Origin of the sequence: Anaerobiospirillum sp. NML120449, assembly GCF_023051105.1 — a bacterium.
Classification (GTDB): domain Bacteria; phylum Pseudomonadota; class Gammaproteobacteria; order Enterobacterales; family Succinivibrionaceae; genus Anaerobiospirillum.
Genome location: NZ_JALKIL010000038.1, coordinates 1 through 24,379 on the forward strand (window position 1 = coordinate 1; position 24,379 = coordinate 24,379).

The following is a 24,379-nucleotide window of genomic DNA, read 5'->3' on the forward strand; positions in this document are numbered from 1 at the left end:
TACAGCATTTTTTTTGCCAAATTTTATCCATGTATGTATATATTTCTATTTATAGTCAATTTTCAGATAGATACTTGACAGTTGAAAAGTATTATCAATATTTTTTTAATTGCATCATAGATACAACGTATCGATAAAAAAAATATATGTCTAGAAGGCGATCCTTAAATGCCGGGCTATGATTCGTGACACGGACTTCGCCTCAGAGACTGCAGCTCTTACCCAGAACAATATTATTCAGCAGGCTTCTCAGACTATTCTGGCCCAGGCAAATCAGCGTCCTACTATCGCTCTGAGCCTTTTAGGACAGTAATAGACTTACCAGCTACATATTCTTCTCTCTTAATTATTATCTGGCGGGCTTTACCCGCCTTTTTTGTTTGTGCCCAGCATTCACCCCTGCCATGTGGACTACTTACGGATTTTGTCCCTTTCTGCCATGCTACCGCGCCATGATGCCCTGCTGTCCCCTGCTCATAACAGTAGAGCTCCCCTGCAAATTAATTACGATTTCTAAACATTTATGAAGCTATTGTCTGTTCCTTTGCACCTGTCAGGCAAAAACTGTCCGTAAATGCCAAAAATTTGAAATATTCAGCCATATTTGGGATTTTTCTGCAAATTTCTGCCATTTCGGTTAATTTCTTTCCAGGCTGTTTTTATTTCCTCGTGGAAATTTGACACTTCACTGATTGTTTTAGTTAGACAAATCACGACCAGTTACGAGTCATGGTTTGGTAGTCCTCTGTTATTTATCTTAGTGCAGCTTATTTACAAGACGTTTTATATTGCTCCTGGCACGACCTGGCACACCACATGCTCTATATCCGCTATAACATTATTAAACTGAAACTAAATGTTTTCGCATGCTCGAAAGGACCTGCGTTATAAAACAAAGAGAGAATCGTCATGGCACTTTATGTAAATACAAATGTCAGTTCGATCAATGCCCAACGCAAACTGGCTAACAGCACTCTTGCCCTGAATACTTCCTATCAGCGCCTGAGCTCTGGTCTTAGAATTAACTCTGCCAAAGATGACGCAGCCGGTCTTCAGATCTCCGACCGTCTGACCTCTCAGATTAACGGTCTTAACCAGGGTAACCGTAACACCAACGACGGTATTGCCCTGGCCCAGACCATCGAAGGTGCCCTGGATGAAACCACTAACATGCTGCAGCGCATCCGTGTGCTGGCAGTCCAGGCAGCAAACGGCACCAACTCCACTGCAGACCGCAAGGCTCTCCAGGAAGAGGTAACTCAGCTCTCCGAAGAAATTAACCGTATTGCCCGTCAGACTACTTTCGCCGGCGCAACTATTCTCAATGGCCCAAAGAATACTACAGCCCAGGATGCCTGGCTTAAGAACACAAACAGCCTTATCCCAAGCGTAGCAAATAATGTTGGTGGAACTATCACATTCCAGGTAGGCGCTAATGCTTACGACACTCTGAAACTTGACTGGAAAGATCCTTTTACCCTGTCAGGCCTTGCCAAGATGGCTGGACTTAATGCTGCAGACAAAACCGGAAATCAGAATGCAGGCAAGCAAGGCATTGTTTACGATCAAAATAACAAGTCACAGATTCGCTGGACAATTTCAACAGCATCATTAGCCACCAATACTCTGGCTAACATTGATAAGGTCATTCAGGCTGTAGATTCCAAACGTGCTGCACTTGGCGCTTTACAGAACAGAATGGAGAGTACTATCCGTAATCAGGCCTCCATTTCTGAAAATGAGGCTGATGCCCGCTCAAGAATTCGTGACACAGATTTCGCAGCTGAGACTGCAGCGCTGACCCAGAATAACATCATTCAGCAGGCTTCCCAGACCGTTCTGGCACAGGCCAACCAGCGCCCTACTATTGCCATTAACCTCTTGGGTCAAGGCTAATATCGATTTCCTTTATTCTCTCTTTCTTTAATTCAAGGCGGGCTGCAACCCGCCTTTTTTGTTTTGTACATTGCCTTTACTGGGTTAATGGCAGATCTGTACTCTCAGCGAGTATTTTCTATGGCCAGGTGATCAGCTATATGAGTTCCCAAAATCTGGAGAAATTCGGCTCATTTTTGCGTTTTATGATGATTTTCGGCTGTTTTCTGTCGTTTTCGTTTAATTTTGGACAGTTTATCCATTTTTGCCATCCCCAGGTACAAGTAAATTTGACACTTCCCTGATGGTTTTAGTTAGCTAAATCACAAAATGTAATGCTGTTCTTACTGGCATAATGCTTTAATTATCTGCACATGGCCTATTTATAAGCCATTTTAGCTAAGCCCCGGCGCCACCTGGCACGTCCCATGCTCTATTACAGGTATCACCTTATTAAGACTGAAACTAAACTGTCTTCCGCAGGTTCACCAGAACCTGCGTTATAAAACGAAGAGAGAATTACTATGGCACTTTACGTAAACACCAATGTCAGTTCGATCAATGCTCAACGCAAACTTGCAAACAGTACTCTCGCCTTAAATACCTCATACCAGAGACTGAGCTCAGGTCTTAGAATCAATTCTGCCAAAGACGACGCAGCCGGTCTCCAGATCTCCGATCGACTGACTTCCCAGATTAACGGCCTCAACCAGGGTAACCGCAACACCAATGACGGTATTGCCCTGGCCCAGACCATCGAAGGTGCCCTGGACGAAACTACTAACATGCTGCAGCGCATCCGTGTGCTCGCAGTTCAGGCCGCAAACGGTACCAACTCTGAATCCGACCGCAAAGCTCTCCAGGAAGAAGTTACCCAGCTCTCTCAGGAAATTAACCGTATCGCCCGTCAGACCACCTTTGCAGGTGCTACAGTACTCAATGGTCCTAAACTTACTACAGGTAACGATGCCTGGCTTAAGAACTCTAACAGCCTTATCCCAAGCGTAGCAGGTAATAAAGGCGGCACTATTACGTTCCAGGTAGGCGCTAATGCCTATGATACCTTACAGCTCGAGTGGAAAGATCCTTTCACAATGTCAGGATTAGCTAAAATGGCCGGACTTGGCGCAGCTAAGGAAACCAAAGCCCAAGGTGCAGGCAACGAAGGTATTGTCTATGATAACAATGCAAAATCTGAAGTTCGCTGGACTATTTCTACAGCTGCCTTAGCCACCAATACTCTTGCTAATATTGATAAGGTAATTCAGGCCGTTGACTCAAAGCGTGCCGGACTTGGCGCTTTACAGAACAGAATGGAGAGTACTATCCGTAATCAGGCTTCCATTTCTGAAAATGAGGCTGATGCCCGCAGCAGAATTCGTGACACAGATTTCGCAGCTGAGACTGCAGCGCTGACCCAGAATAACATCATTCAGCAGGCTTCCCAGACCGTTCTGGCACAGGCCAACCAGCGCCCTACTATTGCCATTAACCTCTTAGGTCAGGGCTAATTAGATTTCCTTTATTCTCTCTTTCTTTCATTCAAGGCGGGCTGCAACCCGCCTTTTTTGTTTTGTATATTGCCTTTACTGGGTTAATGGCAGATCTGTCCTCTTAGCGAGTAATTTTTATGGCCAGGTAATCAGCTATGTGAGTGCCCAAAATCCGGAGAAATATGGCTCAATTTTGCATTTTCTGATGGTTTTCAGCTGTTTTGTGTCATTTTTGTTTAATTTTTGGCAGTTTCTCCATTTTTGCCTTCCCCAGGTTCAAGTAAATTTGACACTTTCCTGGGTGTTTTAGTTAGCTAAATCACAAAATGTAATGGAGCTCTTCCCGGCATAATGCTTTATTTATCTGCACAGGGCTTATTTATAAGCCCTTTTAGCTGATTCCCGGCTCTACCTGGCACGTCCCATGCTCTATTGCAGGTATCACCTTATTAAGACTGAAACTAAACTGTCTTCCGCAGGTTCACCAGAACCTGCGTTATAAAACGAAGAGAGAATCACTATGGCACTTTACGTAAACACCAATGTCAGTTCGATCAATGCTCAACGCAAACTTGCAAACAGTACTCTCGCCTTAAATACCTCGTACCAGAGACTGAGCTCAGGTCTTAGAATCAATTCTGCCAAAGACGACGCAGCCGGTCTGCAAATCTCCGATCGACTGACTTCCCAGATTAATGGCCTTAACCAGGGTAACCGCAACACCAATGACGGTATTGCCCTGGCCCAGACCATCGAAGGTGCCCTGGACGAAACCACCAACATGCTGCAGCGCATCCGTGTGCTCGCAGTTCAGGCCGCAAACGGTACCAACTCCACTGCAGACCGCAAGGCTCTCCAGGAAGAGGTAACTCAGCTCTCCGAAGAAATTAACCGTATCGCCCGTCAGACCACCTTTGCAGGTGCCACTGTTCTCAATGGCCCAAAAGACACTACAAATGGCAGTGCCTGGCTTAAGAACTCTAACAGCCTTATTCCAAGTGTCGCTGCAAACAAAGGCGGCACCATCACTTTCCAGGTAGGAGCTAATGCCTATGATACCTTACAGCTCGACTGGAAAGATCCTTTTACTATGTCAGGTCTTGCTAAGATGGCAGGTCTGAATGAGGCTAAGCAGACAGCAACTCAGGATGCTGGCAAGCAAGGCATTGTTTATGACGGCAACAATAAATCACAGATTCGCTGGACCATTTCCACAGCCTCTTTAGCCACCAACACTCTGGCTAATATTGATAAGGTAATTCAGGCCGTTGATTCAAAGCGTGCCGGACTCGGTGCTTTACAAAATAGAATGGAGAGCACTATTCGTAACCAGGCTTCCATTTCTGAAAATGAGGCTGATGCCCGCTCAAGAATTCGTGACACAGATTTCGCAGCAGAGACTGCAGCGCTGACCCAGAATAACATCATTCAGCAGGCTTCCCAGACCGTTCTGGCACAGGCCAACCAGCGCCCTACTATTGCCATTAACCTCTTAGGTCAGGGCTAATTAGATTTCCTTTATTCTCTCTTTCTTTAATTTAAGGCGGGCTGCAACCCGCCTTTTTTATTGGATTTATATTAATGCTTTCTAAAAGCCGCGATTTCATTCTTTCATGATGGCTTTCAATTTTCCTTTGAATTGCCATTTTTGCTGATAATCCTTTCAAATCCTCCCTACAACGGTCATAAATCACTCCGAACAGCCTGAAAACTGTCATTTTTTACTATGGCATGGTTGTGTGTTGTCAGTGCCTTTGAGTTTTATTTTTCTTATTTTGTGCAACTGTTTGTGCTGGCTGCCTGCAGCTGCTGGAGCGGCGGTTGTTTTTGTGAAAAGGGTGGCAGGAGCGGTTCTGGTATTATTCTGGTGTTTGAATTTTGCTGATCTTTTTTCGGGGCATAATGACAAAGGCCCCAGTCCAGCGTCAGCAGGTCCGGGGCCTTTGGGGCATGCAGCGCAAACGCTGCGCGTGCAGAGGCGGCCACTGTATGGCCGGTCTCTGCGATATTTTACTTGTTCAGGAGGCTCTTGCCGAAGGCAACAGTGTTCTCAACGGTAAAGCCGTAGCGCTTGAAGAGCTCAGCAGCTGGAGCGGAGGCACCGTAGTGGTCAATACCCAGTACCTTGCCGTCCATACCCACATACTTGTACCAGGTGGTGGTAGAGCCGGCTTCGACAGCAACACGGTTGCGTACGGCAGCTGGCAGAACCTGCTCACGGTACTCAGGGGTCTGACGGTCAAAGACCTCGCAGCAAGGCATGGAGACTACGCGTACCTTCTTGCCTTCCCTGGCCAGTTCCTCAGCAGCGTGGAAAGCCAGAGAAACTTCAGAACCGGTAGCAATGTAGATAAGGTCTGGAGTGCCATCGCAGTCCTTGAGAATGTAACCACCCTTTGCAATGTCAGCAATCTGAGCGTCAGTACGTGGCAGCTGCTCGAGGTTCTGACGTGACAGGATAACGTTGGATGGACCGCAGCGGCGCTCAACCATAACAGTCCAGGCAACAGCGGTCTCAACCTGGTCACATGGGCGCCAGGTGTCGAGATTTGGAACCAGACGTAAGGTAGCGGTCTGCTCGATAGGCTCGTGGGTTGGGCCGTCCTCACCAACACCGATAGAGTCGTGGGTGAATACGAACAGTGTTGGGATCTTCATCAGAGCGGACATGCGGATAGCATTGCGGGCATACTCGGAGAAGATAAGGAAAGTACCGCCATATGGACGGAAGCCGCCGTGGAGCATCATGCCGTTCATGGCTGCGCACATGAGGAACTCACGCACACCCCAGTGAACATAGTTGCCCTGAATAGCGTGAGGTAATAAGGACTTGGAAGCCTTATTCATGGTCAGGTTGGATGGAGCCAGGTCAGCAGAGCCGCCAGCCAGCTCTGGCAGAATGGCACCAAAGAAATCGAGGGCATTCTGACCGGCCTTACGGGTAGCGATAGAGGCCGGGTTAGCCTGAAGATCCTTAGCCCATGCCATGGCCTTCTCCTTGAGATCGCAAGGCAGCTCACCGCTCATGCGGCGCTCAAACTCACTGGCCATCTCAGGATAGGCAGCCTTGTAACGGGCAAAGAGGTCATTCCACTCCTGCTCGAGGCTGGCACCGCTCTCAACGGCAGACCACTTGGCGTAGATGTCCTCAGGAATAACAAATGGTGGGTGATCCCAGCCAATAGCCTTACGGGTCAGAGCGATTTCATCATCACCCAGTGGTGCACCGTGGGAAGACTCCTTGCCCTGCTTGTTAGGTGAACCCTTACCAATGGTGGTATTGCAGATAATCAGTGATGGACGGGCAGTCTCAGCCTTGGCAGCCTCAATAGCCTTGCGGATAGCCTCACCATCGTGGCCGTCTACTTCCTGAACATGCCAGTGGTAGGACTCAAAGCGCTTTGCAGTGTCGTCAGCAAACCAGTTCTTAACCTCACCATCAATGGAAATACCATTGGAGTCATACAGGGCGATTAATTTGCCCAGACCCAGAGTACCGGCAAAGGAGCAGGCCTCATGGGAGATGCCCTCCATTAAGCAGCCGTCGCCCATGAACACATAGGTGTAGTGATCAACGATGTTCATGCCGTCGCGGTTGAACTCGGCGGCCAGCATCTGCTCAGCCATGGCAAAGCCTACGGCATTGGCAAGACCCTGACCTAAAGGACCGGTGGTGGTCTCAACGCCTGGAACATCACCATATTCAGGGTGACCAGGGGTCTTGGAGTCGAGCTGACGGAAGTTCTTGATATCGTCAATGCTTAAGTCATAACCGGTGAGGTGTAATAAAGAGTAGATAAGCATTGAGGCGTGGCCGTTGGATAACACAAAACGGTCACGGTTAGCCCAATGAGGGTTCTTTGGATTGTGGTGTAAGAAACCACGCCATAAGGCTTCTGCCATATCAGCCATGCCAAGTGGAGCACCTGGGTGGCCAGATTTGGCCTTTTGAACACCGTCCATGCTCAGAGCACGGATCGCATTAGCTAACTGCTGATATTCGGACATGTTTACTCCTGGAATGAACAACATTATCTGGCCTGAGTTTCAGGCTCATTCTACTAAACCTGCAGGCTGAAGCCCTGAGCCGCAGCACCGGCTGTTGACAGGCATAATCTGCTCTGGCATTTACCATGGCATGACTGTGGCTGCCCTGAGCCTTGCAAATGCAGCCGGGTAAGACTGCAGCTGCGGCGCTGCCGGCGGCGCCAGGGCTTGAACCAGAGCGCACTGTGCTGATAAGGGCCATACAGTCAAAAGGAGCTGACCCGGTCGCTGCCGCTCCCGCACTGGGAACGACAGTAACCTGTCCGCTGATTAGACGGACGGGGCAGCTCCTTTAAAAAATTTTTAACTACACTTCCTGAAATCTCTCAATGCACTGTGCAACTGTGCCAGACAATGGCCTGACTTAATGTCAGTGAACGCTACGCCTGCTCAGGGTACTGTTCGCTTGCTCAATGGACTGTATGCCTGTTCAGCAGAATGAGGCCATGCAGCGCTCTACGCTGACTGAAAGCTTTATGCGATGCCAGGCATCGCTCCAGGCTACAGGTATCATTGCTGCGCGGCATCGCGCGTTGTTGCGTCGTTCGCGTCAGTGCCTGGCGATAAGGGGATGCGTAGCATTGCTGCGCGGCATCGCGCGCTGTTGCGTCGTTTGCGTCAGTGCCTGGCGATGAGGGGATGCGTAGCATTGCTGCGCGGCATCGCGCTGTTGCGTCTTTCGCGTCAGTGCCTGGCGATGAGGGGATGCGTAGCATTGCTGCGCGGCATCGCGCGCTGTAGCGACATGGGGCACCGGTGCAGTTGTGCCTTGCGGCTGTGCATTTTTGTTGCTTTTAAGCCGTTGGCAGTCAGTTCAGGAAATTTCAGGGGCCAGTCCGGGCACCATTGTATGCCCAGGCCGGGGCATTCTCAATTGCTGCAGCCAGTGACGAAAATCATTTGCATCAATGCAGCAGAAAATGCACTTTCATATTGCTAAACAGCCGCTGAACATGAGTTCAGCGGCCGTCGGAGTCAAGCCTTCTCTGGCTTTACTCCCTTGCTGTTGCTTCTTGCTGTCACAGGCACTGCCAGCCTGCCTGCAATGACTTTAGTCATGCTTTGATGCAGGCCAGGCAGATGCGACAGTAATGGCAATTACGCAGTCTTCATGGCAGATGCGCCTGTTTTGCGGCGCAGCTGGCTGCAACGCCTGGTCACAGGCTGCCCCTGATTTCAGGTCAGCCCTGGGCCATGGTGCTTTGCCTTATATTGCCTTGCTTTAGAAAACAGGATTACCGTTGAGCTTGATCCACAGCATGCCTTCTTCGTCCTTGGTGAACTCGAGCACACCGGTTGAACGGCCGTTCTCTACGTTGTAGCTCTTGATAACATCAGGATCAGAGATAAAGGCCGGATCAGCAACAGTGGTTACATCAACGTCCATATCGATGTTGATCTTGCCGGATGGTGCTGGCATGAGGAAGCTGGAGCTGTCCTTTGGCAGGTTGAGCTCACCGTCGAAGTTAACGGTTACGTCACGAACCTCAACTGGAGTCCACTTGCTGGCACGGGAATGAATCTGCTGAACATAGCTTGAGCCCTTGTCAAAGGTAATGCCCATACCGCTGCGCTCAATGAGATCACCCAGAGCATAGATGCTGCCTTCCTTGTTGTTGAACAGATCAAGGTTCAGACCCTTTACCTTGCCGCTGACATTGATGTCACGGAACTCATTGTAAGTGCCGGTCTTGAACAGGTAGTTCAGGTCGAACATGCCCTTGGCATCTGGACGGTTGCCGCTGGCCTTGAGTACTACATCAGAGGCACGGGAAATCTTGTCGAACTCTACCTGGTAGATCTGACCAATGGCGGCTTCGCCACGACCAAGAGATCTTACGCTGACGATACCGGTGTTCTCACCAATAAGATTGAGGTTGGTAAAGCCGGAGCCGTCACGGTGGAAGCTGTCTACGGAAATATTGGTGTGAATATTCTCTGCAGTATCAGCATTGAGGCTTAAGGTGAAAGAACCTGAGTTCTTAAAACCAGTTTCCTTGACCAGCTTGGCATACTCTTCAGCAGCCATGGCTTTTAACAGTTCGTGGTTCTTCTTGTCCTCATCCATCAGAGCCTTGTTCTGCAGGTTTACAAAGGCTGCAGCATTTTCCTCAATGCTTAAGGAAGGATCCATCTGGAAGTCAATAACAGGACCGGTGTGAACTGGAAGCGCCTCAGCAGCAGCGGCAGGAGCAGCCTGTGCAGTCTGAGCATTGTCAGCGGCGGCATCGGTGGTCTGGGCTGTCTGGGCATTGTCAGCGGTGGCATCGGTGGCCTGAGCAGCCTCAGCTACTGGAGCATTCTGAGTGGCACCTTCAGGTGCAGATACTGCCTGCTGAGCCTGAGCGGTCTGAGCACTTTCGGCCTGAGCACCAGCGGTATTCTGGGCATCAGCCTGAACCTTGGCATTCTTGTCGTCAGAAATGATGACTTCGATTACGTCGCCCTTGACATTAGTCCTGGTCATCAGTTCACGGGTCTGGCCGTCAACAGTTACAGTAGCCTTAACATTATCATTGCCGCCAAGAGCAATGCTTACAGTACCCTCGGAGCTCTGATCAGCTGGAGTCTGGGCAGCTGTAGCTGCAGCCTCAGCAGCTGCGGCGTCCTGGCTGAGCTTCTGAGCATTGGCCTGAGCCTGAGCATATGGAGAAACTTTTGGAGCAGGGCCTGGAGCGGCTGGAGTGGATGGACGGGCAACAGCAACTGGAGCAGCTGCCTGGGCAGGAGCAGGCTCTACAATACCGGCAGCCCTGGCTGCTGCAGCGCGGGCCTGAGCCTCAGCTTTGGACTTCTCCAGAGCCTTTTGGGCCTGTAACTTCTGGAAACGGTCAAAAGCACGGCTGTCAGCCAGAGCTCTTAAAGCCTTGTCATCGTTGAGAAAGCTGCCGTTGGAGGTAAAGGTCAGCTTGTCATTGAGGAGGTTTACAGTACCGTAAGCCTCAAGAGCAGTCATGTCATCGAGCTCGTAGAACTTAAGAGCATTCTCTCTGTTAATGCGGGCGTTGATGAGATCGAACTCGATATTGTATCTGGCGTAGCCCGCATTAATCTTCATTGGGACAGCAACGCTGTCTTCACCATCGGTAATAACCATGGTGACATCGTGGCTGAACAGCCCCCAGCCAGGCTCATGGAAGGCAACAGAAATGCTGCCTGGCTCCAGACCGCCGCTGTGAACAATGTACTGCTCAATGCCTACACGGGCTTTCTCAAGAACGGTGGAATAACTGGCAATACTTACGGCCGGACCGCCGGCAATAACTACAAGTGCTGCTGCGGCAGCGCCTGCTGCGGCTATGCTCTTCTTATCAAAAGACATGGTGCTCCCCCAGGGGCTGAAAATCTGAACTCTGAAAAATATGATCCTTTCCTGTCAGGATAATCATGAGACGCCCGCACCTGCATGACCGCCGCATCATAAGCACAGTTGTAAGGCCTTTGAGGCCGCAAGAAGCCATGTGTGCAGCGCCATGTCGCGCATGGCTGCAGCAGCTTTACGCTTTCAGACCGTTCTCACCGTATATGGCTGTGCTCTGCTGCCGGGCCAGAGATGCCAGCCATGGCAACATGGCAGGTATCATGACCAGGTAAGCAGGCAACTTACGGCCTGAAGGCAGTCTGCAGGTGTAATAAGCCCGTCTGGGAGCTCCCGTCTTTTGTCCTGTTAATGGTTATCAATATCCCACAGGCGTGGTCATACCGGCCTGCATCATAGATGCAGTCCGGTCTTGTGACCATAAGGGATCCTGACAGGGCTGAGCCATCAGATCCTTACGTGCTTGATAGCAGTAAAACAGGGATTGAGTCTCTTCAGACTGTACTTTACAGGTAGAATTCCGAACCGTTCTGCCCGGGCACTGCCGTAAAAACAGGGCACGGGCAGAGCGGTCCTGGGACATGGGCCTTACGCCAAAATGTTTGTATTACTGCCTGGCAAAGGAAAGTCCCTAGATTTTAGCCTAAAAGCCCAAAAAAGCCGATCTAAAGATCGGCCTTTTTAGACATCAGTACGCTTTTTTCTGATCAGCCGAATACTTTGCGGTAGTCTGCCTGGAATTTGGCAATGCCCTGGTCGGTCAGCGGATGCCTGGTCATCTGCTCTAAAACAGCATAAGGAACAGTAGCAATGTCAGCGCCGGCAAGAGCGCAGTCCATGATGTGAATCGGGTTGCGAACGGAAGCGGCAATGATCTTTGAGTCAATCTCGCCTACAGCAAAGATGTCCGAGATCTGGCGAATCAGATCAATGCCTGGCATGGAGATGTCATCAAGACGGCCAAGGAATGGAGATACATAGGTGGCACCGGCACGGGCAGCAAGCAGAGCCTGATTGGCAGAGAAGATTAAGGTCACATTGGTCCTGATGCCCTCAGCTCTGCACATTTTGGTTGCCTTAAGGCCCTCTACTGTCATAGGAATCTTGACCACCATGTTTGGATGAATGGCTGCAATCTCACGGGCCTCCTTCATCATCTCGGAAGCCTCAAGAGTAGTTGGCTTGACCTCACCGCTGATAGGACCATCAACAATGGAGGCAATCTCAGCAATCACCTGGGCAAAGTCACGACCCTCCTTGGCAATCAGAGAAGGATTAGTGGTAACACCGCAGATAACACCCATATCATTGGCTTTGCGGATGTCCTCTACATTGGCGGTATCAATGAAAAAACGCATGACAACTCCCATAAGTGTAAGGCCAGGACAGCCCTGTCAGCCCCATGTAAATCAGTAAATATGCATCTGAAGATTAATACATATGTAAGTATGCATATTACCAGGCCGGCACAGCAGTGATGGCGTAATAACAAATAACAGGGCCCACAAGCCCCAGAGGTCAAAGCCAGAAAATGGCTGGCAGGCCTCTTACGGTTTCCCAGCTGCACCAAAGTGCAATTATGCTGAGTCCGTTTTCAGGACAGCATCATCAGGCAATGCTCATTATGACCGGAGCAACAATTAGACCATGGATCATAAGACAGCTTATCCAGCATACAGACTAAACTTTAGGGGCCTGCTGGCAATGTCGACCAGACCGGGCACCCCGCCAGCCTGACACCTGCACGTGTATTTCTGTCCTCAATATCAAATCTTTCTTTTACTGCCGCAAAAAATCCACAGCATAACGCAGCTGCAGTAACAGGCAGCAAAAACCTCAATGTGAAACTCAGTTCCATCAGTCTTCCCAGGCAGACGCCAGTCAAAAGCGTATCCCCTGGCAGGATCCTGATATGGCTAACACAGTCTTCCACCCGACTGTGTCACTTTCACTGTTATCTCAGCAAGACACCAGTATGTCAGCACTTTGTGCTGTTCAGGTCAAAGGCCTGTTAAGAACCTGCAACCCTGCCGTCACATGCCATGCCATATCAGCAACTGCAATATCAGCAGCTGTCAATGCCATGGCCCAAACGGCTCATGGGCAGCTGCATTTGCAGCATCAGTGGCAATTGCATCAGCAATTTAGCTGCAGATGCAGCTGCAGGTGCAGCTGCATCGCTGTTTTACATGCAGCTTCTGACAAAAGTGCAGGCCAACAGACAGGCAGGCCTGTCTGTCCGTTAGTCTGACTGACGACCTTCTCCGGGACCTATGACAGCAACCGCTTCCGGTCTCTGCTACGCTGGAAGTCGTGCTGTCATGGACGGGCTTTAAGACCACAGCTGTCTTAAGCCCTGCTGGCAAAGAAAGTCACGATCTTTCTTTTGATGCCACTTACTTACAGTCCTGTCCCTCACGAGCATTACTCAAAGCGAGGAGGTCTTCATACCGACAGATGCCTTTGGTGTAACTGTCAGCTCCAGTGCCATTACTGCTGGCCAGGCATCGAGCCCGGCTCGGCCGCTTTACCTGTTCAAGTTACAGGCTGGCCTGGCATCAAGACCGGCTCAGCCGCTTTACCTGCTCGAGTGACTGGATGGCTGAACTGTAATTTCAGGACGCCACTTTCACCAGACGTCCATGGAAAATCTTGTGTACAGAATCCAGTCCAGGTCTAATACCAGGCCATGGTTTGTCCGTGCCATGGATTGTCCACGCTATGTCCGGGACCGGCGCACGGCAGGTTAAAGCCAGTTCAGGGGTAAGGCCTGTGTCAGGCCTGAGATCTGATGACTGATGAGGATTTGGGTAAACAGGGCAAATGATATGGGCACCTCTGCAGCATTTAAGAACAGAGCATCAGCTCAGTAAAGTGCCAGACCACAGCTTAAGGTGACCTCAGTGTGCAATACCGACAGACATGAATACTGTCCTTGCAGGCTTATGCCATAGGCCATCTCATAATGTCGCTTATGAGAGCTGATGTCACCTTTCATTGGCATCTTACCCCACCTGTTGAGAAAAACCCTCAATAACTTCTCACATACGTGACCAGGATCGAACTTTTCGGTATTTCGTGCACGAACACGCACTCTGTTTCTGGTACTTTTGGTGCTACTGCCTTTAGTAACTCACCACTGCAGGGCATATAATTACGGCTTATTTTTCATCTTTTATTGATATTAATGCCGGTTCCATGCCAAGCCAAAGTGCATCTCATTTAATCGCAATAACGTTCACGTGCCCATAATTGCAGAGCACGGCACGGCGCTCTCCGCCCCCACCCCTTTTCTAAGGTATATCAAGGCATGACCTGTAGCACGTCAGCCCTGTGCATATCTTATGGCAGCGCCCGCCCGAGCCCCGTAAACGCTTCAAATTGACAAACTTAAACGTTAATCTTTTGCCATACGGCCACATTGCTCACTCACCAAATTCCCATCTTCATCGCCCGGACCATCAACATGACAGGCCGACGTACCTGCAATCCCCAGGCGGCCTCACGGCGCCCGCCCTGCAGCACTTTGAGCACATAGGCCAGCCGATGCTGCAGGCTATAAAGCCAATCAGATGAGGCCTTGAGCCAGATATGGTCAGGAGCGTCCTGTAGCGCAGTATTACATGCATCTCAGGACAATGGCTATTGCAATATCCTCACTGTCCTGATTACTGCCATGGCATATGGTAAGAGCCCGGCATACCATGGCCAGCCATGAATGAACCGCTCAGCCCACCTTATCAACCGCCTTTATGCACCGGTAATTGTGGCTACTGCAACTGTTTCAGGCGCAGGAAAAGCTGGCTGGTATGCTCTTACGGCTTATAATCCGGCCTGCAGCAGAGCGTGCAGACTATGACACTCTATGTCCACTTATCCAGCATGGAGAGTTGGCGCGGTATGCTTTCCATTTGCCCATGCAGGGCTTAAAAGGCGGTGGTCGGGCTGATCTTCTTATGGACCATAAAGCACAAATCCCGCCTGGCCATGAACTGCTGTCATGAACAGAGCGGGATTTGAAGCCCAGGCGCATTGCGCCCAGGCAGCTGCTTCAAATGCAGTACAGGTGCTGCTGCCGGTGCAGTCTTAAACACATGCACATATGACTGCACAGCTGGACACAGGCATGTGCCGGCAATGTAGTGGCCATGCAGCCGGCATATAGCATGACTGCAGGTCTTAGTGCTGGCTGGCCTGAGGTCAGCAGGTCTGGCTGACTGATGGGCTGGCTGACAGCTGGTCTTACTGCCTGCGCTCTTCCGGCCTGAAAGCCAGTCAGGCTGACTGGCAGCCGGATGGGAGTGCGGGAGCCTGCCTGGTGAGATTACTTGAGATCGTTGTTGGAGCTGTCATCGGAGTCGTGTGGCAGCATGACAGAGGAATAGAACAGGTAGAGTGCCTGGGTGCCCAGTTCGCCCTTACCGATTTCCTTTAACATGCCAAAGGACTTGCGGGCCAGATCAACACCTGGCAGGCTGATACCCTTCTGGCTGCAGACACGCAGAGCAATATCCAGGTCCTTGATGAAGTGATTGATCTTAAAGCCAGGATTGAAGTCGCCCTTTAGGATACGTGGTCCGTAGCTCTTTAAGGAGAAAGAACCGGCTGCGCCCTGGGAAATGGTATCGATAACCTGAGCTGCATCAAGGCCCATGCGCTGTGCAAAGACAATGGACTCACAGGTGGAGAACATGGTGGTTGCTACAGCAATCTGGTTACAGGCCTTGGTCAGCTGACCGTTACCGGCTGGACCGAAGTACTCGGCACGAGGGCCCAGTACCTTTAATACAGGAGCAAGGTCGTCAAAGACATCACGGTCGCCACCAAAGAGCATGGTAAGAGTGGCATTACGGGCACCGATGTCACCGCCGGTTACAGGGCAGTCAGCCATACGGATGCCGCGTTCCTTTGCCTTGTTGTGAATCTCAACAGCAAGATCAGGCATAGAAGTGGTCATATCCACACCAATAGCCCCCTTCTTCATGCCCTTGATTGCGCCGTTGATAGGAGAGAGCCAGACATGACGAACATCATCAGGGTAGCCCACGATGGAGATAACCACATCGCAGTCCTGGGCACACTCAAAAGGAGTATCGCACCAGTGAGCACCATTGTTGATCAGCTCCTGAGCCTTTCCCTTTGTACGGGTATATACATTGAGCTCGTAACCTGCCTTCATAAGATGGCCAGCCATGGCGCAGCCCATGGTGCCGCAGCCGATAAAGCCGATTTTCTTAATGTCCATATAAATAAGAACCTCAATAACAATGATGCGGCCCCGCTCAGCTGCTAAGCCGGCTCAGGCCATAATAAATCTGATAATGTCATCCCTTTACAGCCCCTGCAGGCCATACGGCCAGAGCAGCCAGCACTGGGCAGTACAGCTGCAGTCACGGCGGCCCGCCCTGAAGCATGCGGATACCAAAGAGCATCTGCCTGCCCTGCTGTCTGCCCGGCAACCAGTAAGGCAGAATGTACTGCAGTCGATGCTGCCGCTCAGGGATAAAAGGAAAATATAAAATTGAAAAATAACTGTTCCATAATATGCGGCCGAGATTGCTGCTCTCAGCTATCAGGGCCGCTGGGATATCAACAGAGCCTTATCTTCTCTTTGCTCTGAACATCCCTACAATGCAATGCCAGCGCATTTCAGCCAAGGTAAATCTCAACAGGACAAATCGCCCAACTTACTGATTCCTAAATGACATGGGCCGCCTGTTTCAGCTTCAGTATCTGCAGCCTGGCTGGCTGCGCCTTGCTTATCAGCACGGTCAGATCTGTTTTTTATGCTGAGCAAGCCACCTTGTGTCCGGTACTCTGCAGGTATATGTCAGGTACCATGCATCACTGCAGGGCCGGGCTTTCATATGAGCAAAGGTATATATGTTGTATCTTAGTCCTGTTTTATATCGGTAGCTTTTTCGATTTCTGTTGCTTTTATTCGCACTTAATTTTCATTGTGATTTCGACCTGGCAATGCCGTGCAGATTGCAAAACCTGGCAGATTATGGCCCTGCAACCTTGCATCCTGCTGTAATGCATTATTACCACTAAGATGTCCTTACATGTTCACCCTGTGCCTGACTGGCTTAACATCAGCCGCTGCAAAGTGCCCAGTGGCCAGTGTCCAGTAAGTCAACCACCCAATCGATCTTTGAAGGTTACTTTCTCAAGTATTAAGGACGCAGGCGGGCTCAGGATAATGTAATACTGCTGATTCCTAAGCTGCCTGGCCTGACCCGGGTGCTTATTAATGAAATTAAATATGGATGTTATGGTCCTGCGGATAAATCCTTACAGCTCAGCATTATGCTTTATTTGCTCTTATGTGGTGATTTCTGCCTTTATCTGGCAGAGCTGTATGGATTTGACAGAGGCTGCATGTCGCAGCACTTCGAGCACGACCTGCGCGGCCAGAGCTGCAGCATTGGTCGCTGGACCATCTGTCGTTGCAATGGCTGTAGCGGCACACACTGTCGCTGCAATAGCTGTCGCTGGTCCGCCTGTCGTTGCAATGGCTGTCTCTGCACTGGCCTTCACAGCATGGCCTTGCGGGCATTGACCAGGAGCGGTTTTTCTTGCCCGGAGAGCTCCTGATGTGCTGTTGATTTCTGTTACTTACAGCAGCAGGGCTGCATAAGACCTGAACTATCCCATCACCCATCAGGTGCAGTTAAATTATTGTTCTTACTCTCTATTGGGCTGCCTGAACTCTGGTCAGGACAGCTGTAATGTTATGCTTTGATTCCGGGCCTTATAAGGCTCAGGGTCAATGTAAATGAGTATGAAATGTATAGTAAGGTCTTAAGACCTTTCCGGCCGGGACTCAGGTGGCGGTCGGAGTGCATGGCTCTTACAGAGCAGTCGTGCTGTCTGTTTTGAAAGAGCTTAGTGTACTGCCTCAAACTGTTACAGTGCAGACCTCTGGGCATACCTCTGGGGCCATACAAATATGGCCTGGTGATGGATGCCATAGAGGACAGCAGGACATACTCAGATTAACCAGGATAACAGCTGTAAATACCATCCCTGCATTGGCCGCAAGGTCGGCAGTCAGCCGTCATCAATGTGCACTTTGATAAATCATCAGATTTAATACTGTGGAGCTTTAAGGTAATGCTCTATCAGGCATATTGCTCTGCGGACTTTTGCTGTTTGCTGATTTGAGCACAGGTTACCGAAATACGCTCTGTTCGGTCACTACATAATTAACTAACAGATCATAGCCATATCTGATGTGGATATCCATGCCCTGGCAAGAATATTCTCAACGAAAATGCAGTATCAAGTCCAGGGCTTGCGCAAGGCCTGCCAAAGCGGTGTGTTTGCCGCTGGCCTAATCTGCTGACAACCTGTCTTACCACTTGAGTGTCACCATAATTGACTCCCCCGATCCATGGAGCAGCACCAGTGCTCCTCCTTATCCGAAAAGCCTCTGTGCCAGTCACCTCACATCACATCACATCACATCAATGCCAGTCCCATGGTGAATGCAGTCTGACAAGTTATTCAGCAATTCTGAGCCACTCCATCATTTTCCCAGTCTCGTCATATGGCATTAGTGATTACCCGGCCATCAGCAAGCCGGCTAATAAGTAAGTCCGCCCATAAGCTTCGGACAAAACTATTATTTCACTGGCTAAGAAAACTGCCCCGCCATGCTTAATGTTTCTCGCTTACTTTGACTGCTCCCTGACTTACGTTGACTGCACCACGACTTATGTTGCCTGACCCATGACTCATATTGCTGGCAGACTGCTGCCTGCCGCTGCCGCCTGCTGCAGGCTTTCACTGTCAACAGCTGCGCCGCATGCTGACAGACTCGTCCTGCTGCCAGAGTGCCTGTCTTAGTATTACCAGGTCAGTACCTCCTGATATGGTGACCTGCCAGTCATGAGCGAAACTAACCTTGCTGTTCATGCAGCATGTTCAACAGTAAGTTTCAGCCTATATCAACCAGCCTCTGTATACACAGGTTATGCACAGACACCGACAGCTGCCATGCTCCTGCTACTCCAACTGATTACAGCCAGTCTTTTCATTCCTGCTCGTACCGGCAGTACTCATGGCGCCTGTCACTTACAGGAAGACTGGCTGGCACTGCTCGTTCTTCGTCTGCAGAAGGCACCAGAGTCAGTTCTATCCATATGCCTGCTGCACATATACCCCTGCCATTATTGTCAGAACTCAGCCCGTGTTCCTGGTCATGGCTGCAGGGCATTTTGCTGCTGCCGTTGAAAGCTGTCCTGGTCATACTTATACCTGGCAATACCTCGCAAAGGCCACCAGTCCACCCACGCCCTGCTGTAATAAGGGACTGGCCGGGAACGCTTTTAGTCATATGCCTGTAATGTCAGACTGTGCCATTGCCAGTCAGCTGCCTGCTGCCCGCCTGCAGTTTTCAGATCGGCCCTGGTATTCATATCACCGCAGGTCCTTACCCATGGTGAATGCCTGGTGGGCAGGCCTGCTTTCCATACTGCATAAGAGATGCGCCACCAGATGCAGATGGCCGTACTTTTACTTAAGTTCTGAAATACTCACTATGCGGTATCTGACAGCTGCCGCTCCAGCTGACTGCCATGAAAGCGGAAAGGTGCACTGTTCCCCTGGTAACTGGGCGGGCATGGAGCCATGGTAATCAGGAGGAGCACGATGCCATGGCGTTTGGACTGAGTTCAGGCCCTCGTAACTGGGCGGGGCCTGGTGCCATGGTAATCAGGAGGAGCACGGTGCCATGGTGTTTGGACGGAGTTCAGCCCCTCGTAACTGGGCGGGCATGGAGCCATGGTAATCAGGAGGAGCACGATGCCATGGCGTTTGGACTGAGTTCAGGCCCTCGTAACTGGGCGGGGCCTGGTGCCATGGTAATGCTGAGGTGCTGAGGCTGTGGGCTGCTGGCGACTTTTTGTGTGAGTACAGATACTGCAGTTTTGGATTTGTATAGTGTGTACGGACTGTAATGAGAGTTTGCAGGGGCGTGAGCTGAACTCAGAGCGATGCGTGGCAGTTTGCTGTTGCTTATATTTTTCAGCTGCATCTGTGCTGATGCTGCTTTCCGCTTCTGAGCAGTGAGGATGAGATGATTATTTGTGCTGGAATGGAGAGCGGGGAAAAGCCATATCTGAGCTGTTTATATGGATATTATATGGGGTTTTCCAGGTTGTTCCCAGGGTGTGTAACGGCGGGAATATTGTGCCTCCAGATGGTGAGTTAATGAATGCTTTTTTCGTCAGGCTGTGATGCTATTGCCTGGTGTCGGGCTATAATATGGCACTTTTTGTGATCCCGCCAATGCAGGTTTTTTGACATCTGCTCAGGGAGTTTATCAGTACCATAACAGACGAAAAACGTGGGGTTTCCCCAAGGGATTCCCCGGGGCCCAGCCCCACTTATTTATCGCTCCATGCCGATATTTATTGGCTTTGACGCCATCATGTCCGGTACTTTCAGCTACCGGCATAAACTCCCGGGATCACAGGTCTTAACATACATCAAATACCGTTTTAAATTCTGGCGCGCCTATTGCTAGATTGAGATCGGGTTTGATTTTTATCACCTTTTAGAAAGATTTCCTGCCCTCATATTCCTGTCAGCTGAGCAATGCTCAGTACTTCAGTTTTTTGTGAGGATGCGACCGCCCCGGCGGCAGAGCCGGATAAAGGCCTGCACGGACACAGAACATTCCCGGCAGTACCTGGCGACCAGGCAGCTTTTTTGACCTGGCTGCCCAGATAACACCTGCCCTGTGCTCTGTATCTGTCAGGTCTTATCAGTAACGTTTACCTGGCAGTACATACAGTACATAAGCAGCCTCGCGCTCTGCTATCTGAGCTGCTTAATCAACCTCTGAGCATGTCATTATCCCTGGCTGGTGCCTGGTGTTGATGCTGCCCTCAGGTCAAGGCTTCAGGTAAGGGTTATACCGGCTGTCGTGATACGGCGCTGGGGGAAATCACGGCTTGTAGAAAAGACCTGACAAAGGCCAGTGTGCCGGCTCAGGCTCGATATGTGTCAGCTCAGGCACTTTTATATTGTGCCTGCGGCTGGATACATATCTGGCGCAGCTGTTCTGTTAAGAACAGAGCGTGCTTTTACACCTGCTTTTTCTATCCTGGTGGCCCTGGCTGTGTTTTCAGCTTTCAGTCATGCTCATCCGCGACACCAAAGGTACATTGTCCGGCGCTTTATAATGTGCCCGGGCTTAAGCCATGGTGTCAGGCGCATCTGGTTCATGGCGCTTAAGCCGGTACCACTCATGCCCAAGGATGATCAGCATTTATCTGTGTCCTGCTGCGTATTCATATTCTTTTATGAAGTGACTGCGGCAGCTGCGCATAAAACACCTTGCACACTTGAGTTGCTATGCATCTGTGTTTACAGGCAGTGGTTCATGTGCTCATGGCAGTTGCTGATAAATGCTGTGGTATTGTCACCGTCTTTCCTGGCCTGCCTCGGGATTGCCGGATGAGACTGAACTGAAGCCGGACGGTGCCATCGCGGTAACGGATCATCTGTCTTTGTTTTCTTATTGTTATTTTTCCGATCCGTACCTTATCCAGTTTCTGACATTGTTTAGGAGGGAAATACATGTCACGTCTCTTTACATCTGAATCCGTATCTGAAGGACATCCAGACAAGGTTGCGGATCAGGTTTCTGACGCAATTCTCGACGCCATTCTCGCTCAGGACAGCAAGGCCCGTGTTGCCTGCGAAACTCTGGTTAAGACCGGTATGGTAGTCATTGCAGGTGAAGTTACCACCAAGGCCAATGTGGACCTTGAGGCTATAGTACGCAAGACCGTGTGCGATATCGGTTACAACTCTACTGAAGTAGGTTTTGACGGCAACTACTGCGCTTTCTTAAACGCTCTGGGCAAGCAGTCTCCAGACATCAACCAGGGTGTTGATCGCCAGAATCCTGAGGATCAGGGTGCCGGTGACCAGGGTCTGATGTTCGGTTATGCCTGCAACGAGACCGCCGTATGCATGCCAGCTGCCATCACCTATGCTCACCTGCTCGTTAAGCGTCAGGCTGAAGTACGCCGCATGGGCATCATGCCATGGCTGCGTCCTGATGCTAAGAGTCAGGTTACCTTTGCCTACAATGATGACGGTTCCATCTCCCACGTTGATACCGTTGTTCTGTCCACCCAGCACTCCCCTGATGTGTCTCTGACCACTGTAGTTGAGGGTGTTCAGGAAGAAATCATCAAGAAGGTAATCCCGGTCAAGTACCTGACCGGGGAGACCAAGTACTTCATCAACCCTACCGGCCGTTTCGTAATCGGTGGCCCGGTTGGTGACTGTGGTCTGACCGGCCGCAAGATCATCGTAGACACCTACGGTGGTGCTGCCCGTCACGGCGGTGGTGCTTTCTCCGGTAAGGATCCTTCCAAGGTTGACCGCTCTGCTGCCTATGCTGCCCGTTATGTAGCCAAGAACATCGTTGCTGCCAAACTGGCCAGCCAGTGTGAGATTCAGGTTTCCTACGCCATTGGTGTAGCCCGTCCTGTTTCCATCTCCGTAAACACCTTCGGCACCGGCACCGTAGCTGATGAGAAGATCGCCAATATCGTCAACGAGGTATTCGATCTGCGTCCATACGGCCTTATCAACATGCTCGACCTCGAGCGTCCTATCTACAAGGAAACTGCCGCTTACGGTCACTTCGGCCGCGACAACTTCCCATGGGAAAAGACTGACAAGGTTGAGAGCCTGATCGCCGCTTTAAGCTAAGCTGCTGTCAAGTCCCGGCCTGACCTGCTCCCTTATGGCAGCAGGCCCCCCAAGGCCTGTCCCTCCTGCAGTCACTGCTCCTGGGCAGTGGCTGCATGTCCGGCAGAGACTGCTCTGCCGGTACAAATAACAAAGGCAGAACTTCCCTGTTAAGGGAGGTTCTGCCTTTGTGCTTTATGGCCGCAACATCTGAACCTGTAGCCAGGCAGCCGCCAGTGGATGATTGCCAGGCCGGCCGCTGCAGCCGCAGCTGCCTGCCTGACAGGCGGTGTCAGCGTGCGGTACCGGCGTTAAAACGCGGGCTGTGGGCTGGGCAGTAGAGGCTTGAGTATGGGAATACCTCTTCTGCTTCAGCCTCGTCCATATTCATACCAAGGCACATCAGGACGGCAATATTGCGCACCCCGCGCAGCTCCAGATTGCGCAGCAGCTCAACCGGTGTCTTGCGACGGTTAGGAGGGCTTAAAAAGCAGTTGAGTATTTCACGGTTGCCCTTGCCGTCTACGCCCTGGACTATGTACAGGGACATGTCGTTTTCCTGAGGGGCGGCACGACGTAATTTAAAATCAATGCGGCTCATGCAGGCAAAGGCATACTGCTCTTTGAGATTCCCGGCTCCTGTGTCTCTGATGTCAGAGAGAACACGCTCATAAATGGTGTTGACGCTGCTCTCGGGCAGCTCATAACCATAGATTTTCTGAATACAGATCTGCACGTCAGACTCATTCATGCCCTGAGCATACATGGACAGTACCTTGCTTTCGGTACTGGTTACGGCACGGGAGTGCTTGCGTACGGCAATGGGAGAAAAAGAGCCGTCACGATCACGTGGCACCATGACATCAAGAGGGCCAAAGGATGAGCGCACCTTCTTGTGAATAAAGCCATTGCGGCGGTTAGGTGATTCCTTGGTGGCTGAGGATGATTTTTCATAGCCCAGGTGAGCAAGGAACTCGGCATTGAGCAGCGATGAGTAAAAGTGAGACAGTGCCTGTTTGACAATATCCAGGTAATAGACAGACGAATTCTCTTCGTAATTTCTAATACATTCAAAAGCAACGCGCTTGGCGTCCTGAATAGATAGAGTACACATAATTACTCCTCCAGGATTATTACTGCTAAACCGAATATGCGGCCTGGCCGCCACATCAAATGCGCCCGCGCCTTATGGTCCACCAGTGCAATGCCACATCCAAGCCCCGCCTGCTCAAGCACGCGCCACCTGCGCTGCTGCACGGGCAGCCGCTATGGCAGCGCCAGGTGCTGCGTCCGGCCGCACCTGCGGCTGCACCGGCGCCCGCCCCGGCACTAACCATGAGGTAAGCAAGGGGCTCTGAGGCTGCAGATACAGCCAATAACAGCCCATTGCGGCCCTGACTCAAGGCGCAGATATGATACAGCCCGGACCGTAACGCCAGGGCAGCGCGTGCATTAACCAGTAGCCTGATACAGCTGTGTGTGATAAAGGCTGCAGCAACTGCCTTACCGCTGTGTGTGATGGATTTGCGGTGTGGACCTGGCAGTCCTGCGGGCACCGGCACGGCCAGATGATAATGCTCTGATAAGGCCATGTAGCCCTGGTGCTGAAAGTATTGTACAGGCCGATTAATTGTATATTACGGGGCTGATATGGACCATATCAACATTCATGTTTTTGTGCATTTTCTTCAGGGGGCACGTCCAGTCCGGACGTGCCCTCCGTACCAGCTGACAGCCTCACAAAGCCCATGATTAAGCCCAAAACAGCCAAATCTTGCGCATAAGATCGCTCTTTGCTGCTCTGCCCCATAACCAGTGCACAGCAAGGCACGCCCGCCCGATCCTGTTGGCCACAAGCTCCCGCCCCGGCAACGTGCCCGGCCACGGTGCCTGCCAGATAAGAGGAACAGTCAGGCGGCACTTGCCA

General features: G+C 50.9%; 9 protein-coding genes and 1 pseudogene. 5 read left to right on the forward strand and 5 right to left on the reverse strand.

The annotated features are described in order from the left end of the window. Positions 1 to 172: 172 nt before the first annotated feature. From MXE41_RS10210 to MXE41_RS10225, 4 genes and pseudogenes are all read left to right on the forward strand, one after another. Positions 173 to 313, forward strand: a pseudogene (locus MXE41_RS10210) (flagellin); the annotation flags it as partial. Positions 314 to 909: 596 nt separating this feature from the next. Further along, the gene (locus MXE41_RS10215) at positions 910 to 1,896 is read left to right on the forward strand and encodes a flagellin (RefSeq protein WP_247100415.1); all 987 of its coding nucleotides are present in this window, start codon (positions 910 to 912) and stop codon (positions 1,894 to 1,896) included. A 503-nt stretch (positions 1,897 to 2,399) separates the two neighbouring features. Continuing rightward, the gene (locus MXE41_RS10220) at positions 2,400 to 3,386 is read left to right on the forward strand and encodes a flagellin (RefSeq protein WP_247100416.1); all 987 of its coding nucleotides are present in this window, start codon (positions 2,400 to 2,402) and stop codon (positions 3,384 to 3,386) included. Positions 3,387 to 3,888: 502 nt separating this feature from the next. Continuing rightward, a complete protein-coding gene (locus MXE41_RS10225; protein ID WP_247100417.1) occupies positions 3,889 to 4,875 on the forward strand; it encodes a flagellin in 987 nt (328 codons plus the stop codon). Between the two features lie 503 nt (positions 4,876 to 5,378). Here the strand turns inward: MXE41_RS10225 and tkt are convergent. From tkt to MXE41_RS10245, 4 genes are all read right to left on the reverse strand, one after another. Next, a complete protein-coding gene (gene tkt / locus MXE41_RS10230; protein ID WP_247100418.1) occupies positions 5,379 to 7,376 on the reverse strand; it encodes a transketolase in 1,998 nt (665 codons plus the stop codon). A 1,261-nt stretch (positions 7,377 to 8,637) separates the two neighbouring features. Beyond that, entirely contained in the window at positions 8,638 to 10,737 is a 2,100-nt protein-coding gene (locus MXE41_RS10235; RefSeq protein WP_247100419.1) for a hypothetical protein, read from the reverse strand. A gap of 704 nt (positions 10,738 to 11,441) precedes the next feature. Next, positions 11,442 to 12,092, reverse strand: coding sequence for a fructose-6-phosphate aldolase (gene fsa, locus MXE41_RS10240; protein WP_247100420.1), 651 nt, complete (start codon positions 12,090 to 12,092; stop codon positions 11,442 to 11,444). A 2,966-nt stretch (positions 12,093 to 15,058) separates the two neighbouring features. After that, the gene (locus tag MXE41_RS10245; protein ID WP_246978011.1) at positions 15,059 to 15,979 is read right to left on the reverse strand and encodes an NAD(P)-dependent oxidoreductase; all 921 of its coding nucleotides are present in this window, start codon (positions 15,977 to 15,979) and stop codon (positions 15,059 to 15,061) included. Positions 15,980 to 21,324: 5,345 nt separating this feature from the next. On the opposite strand from MXE41_RS10245, the gene metK reads away from it, so the two are divergent. Continuing rightward, a complete protein-coding gene (gene metK, locus MXE41_RS10250) occupies positions 21,325 to 22,473 on the forward strand; it encodes a methionine adenosyltransferase (protein WP_247100421.1) in 1,149 nt (382 codons plus the stop codon). Positions 22,474 to 22,744: 271 nt separating this feature from the next. Here the strand turns inward: metK and MXE41_RS10255 are convergent, their stop codons facing one another. After that, entirely contained in the window at positions 22,745 to 23,566 is an 822-nt protein-coding gene (locus MXE41_RS10255; RefSeq protein ID WP_247100422.1) for a transposase, read from the reverse strand. Positions 23,567 to 24,379 lie beyond the last annotated feature (813 nt).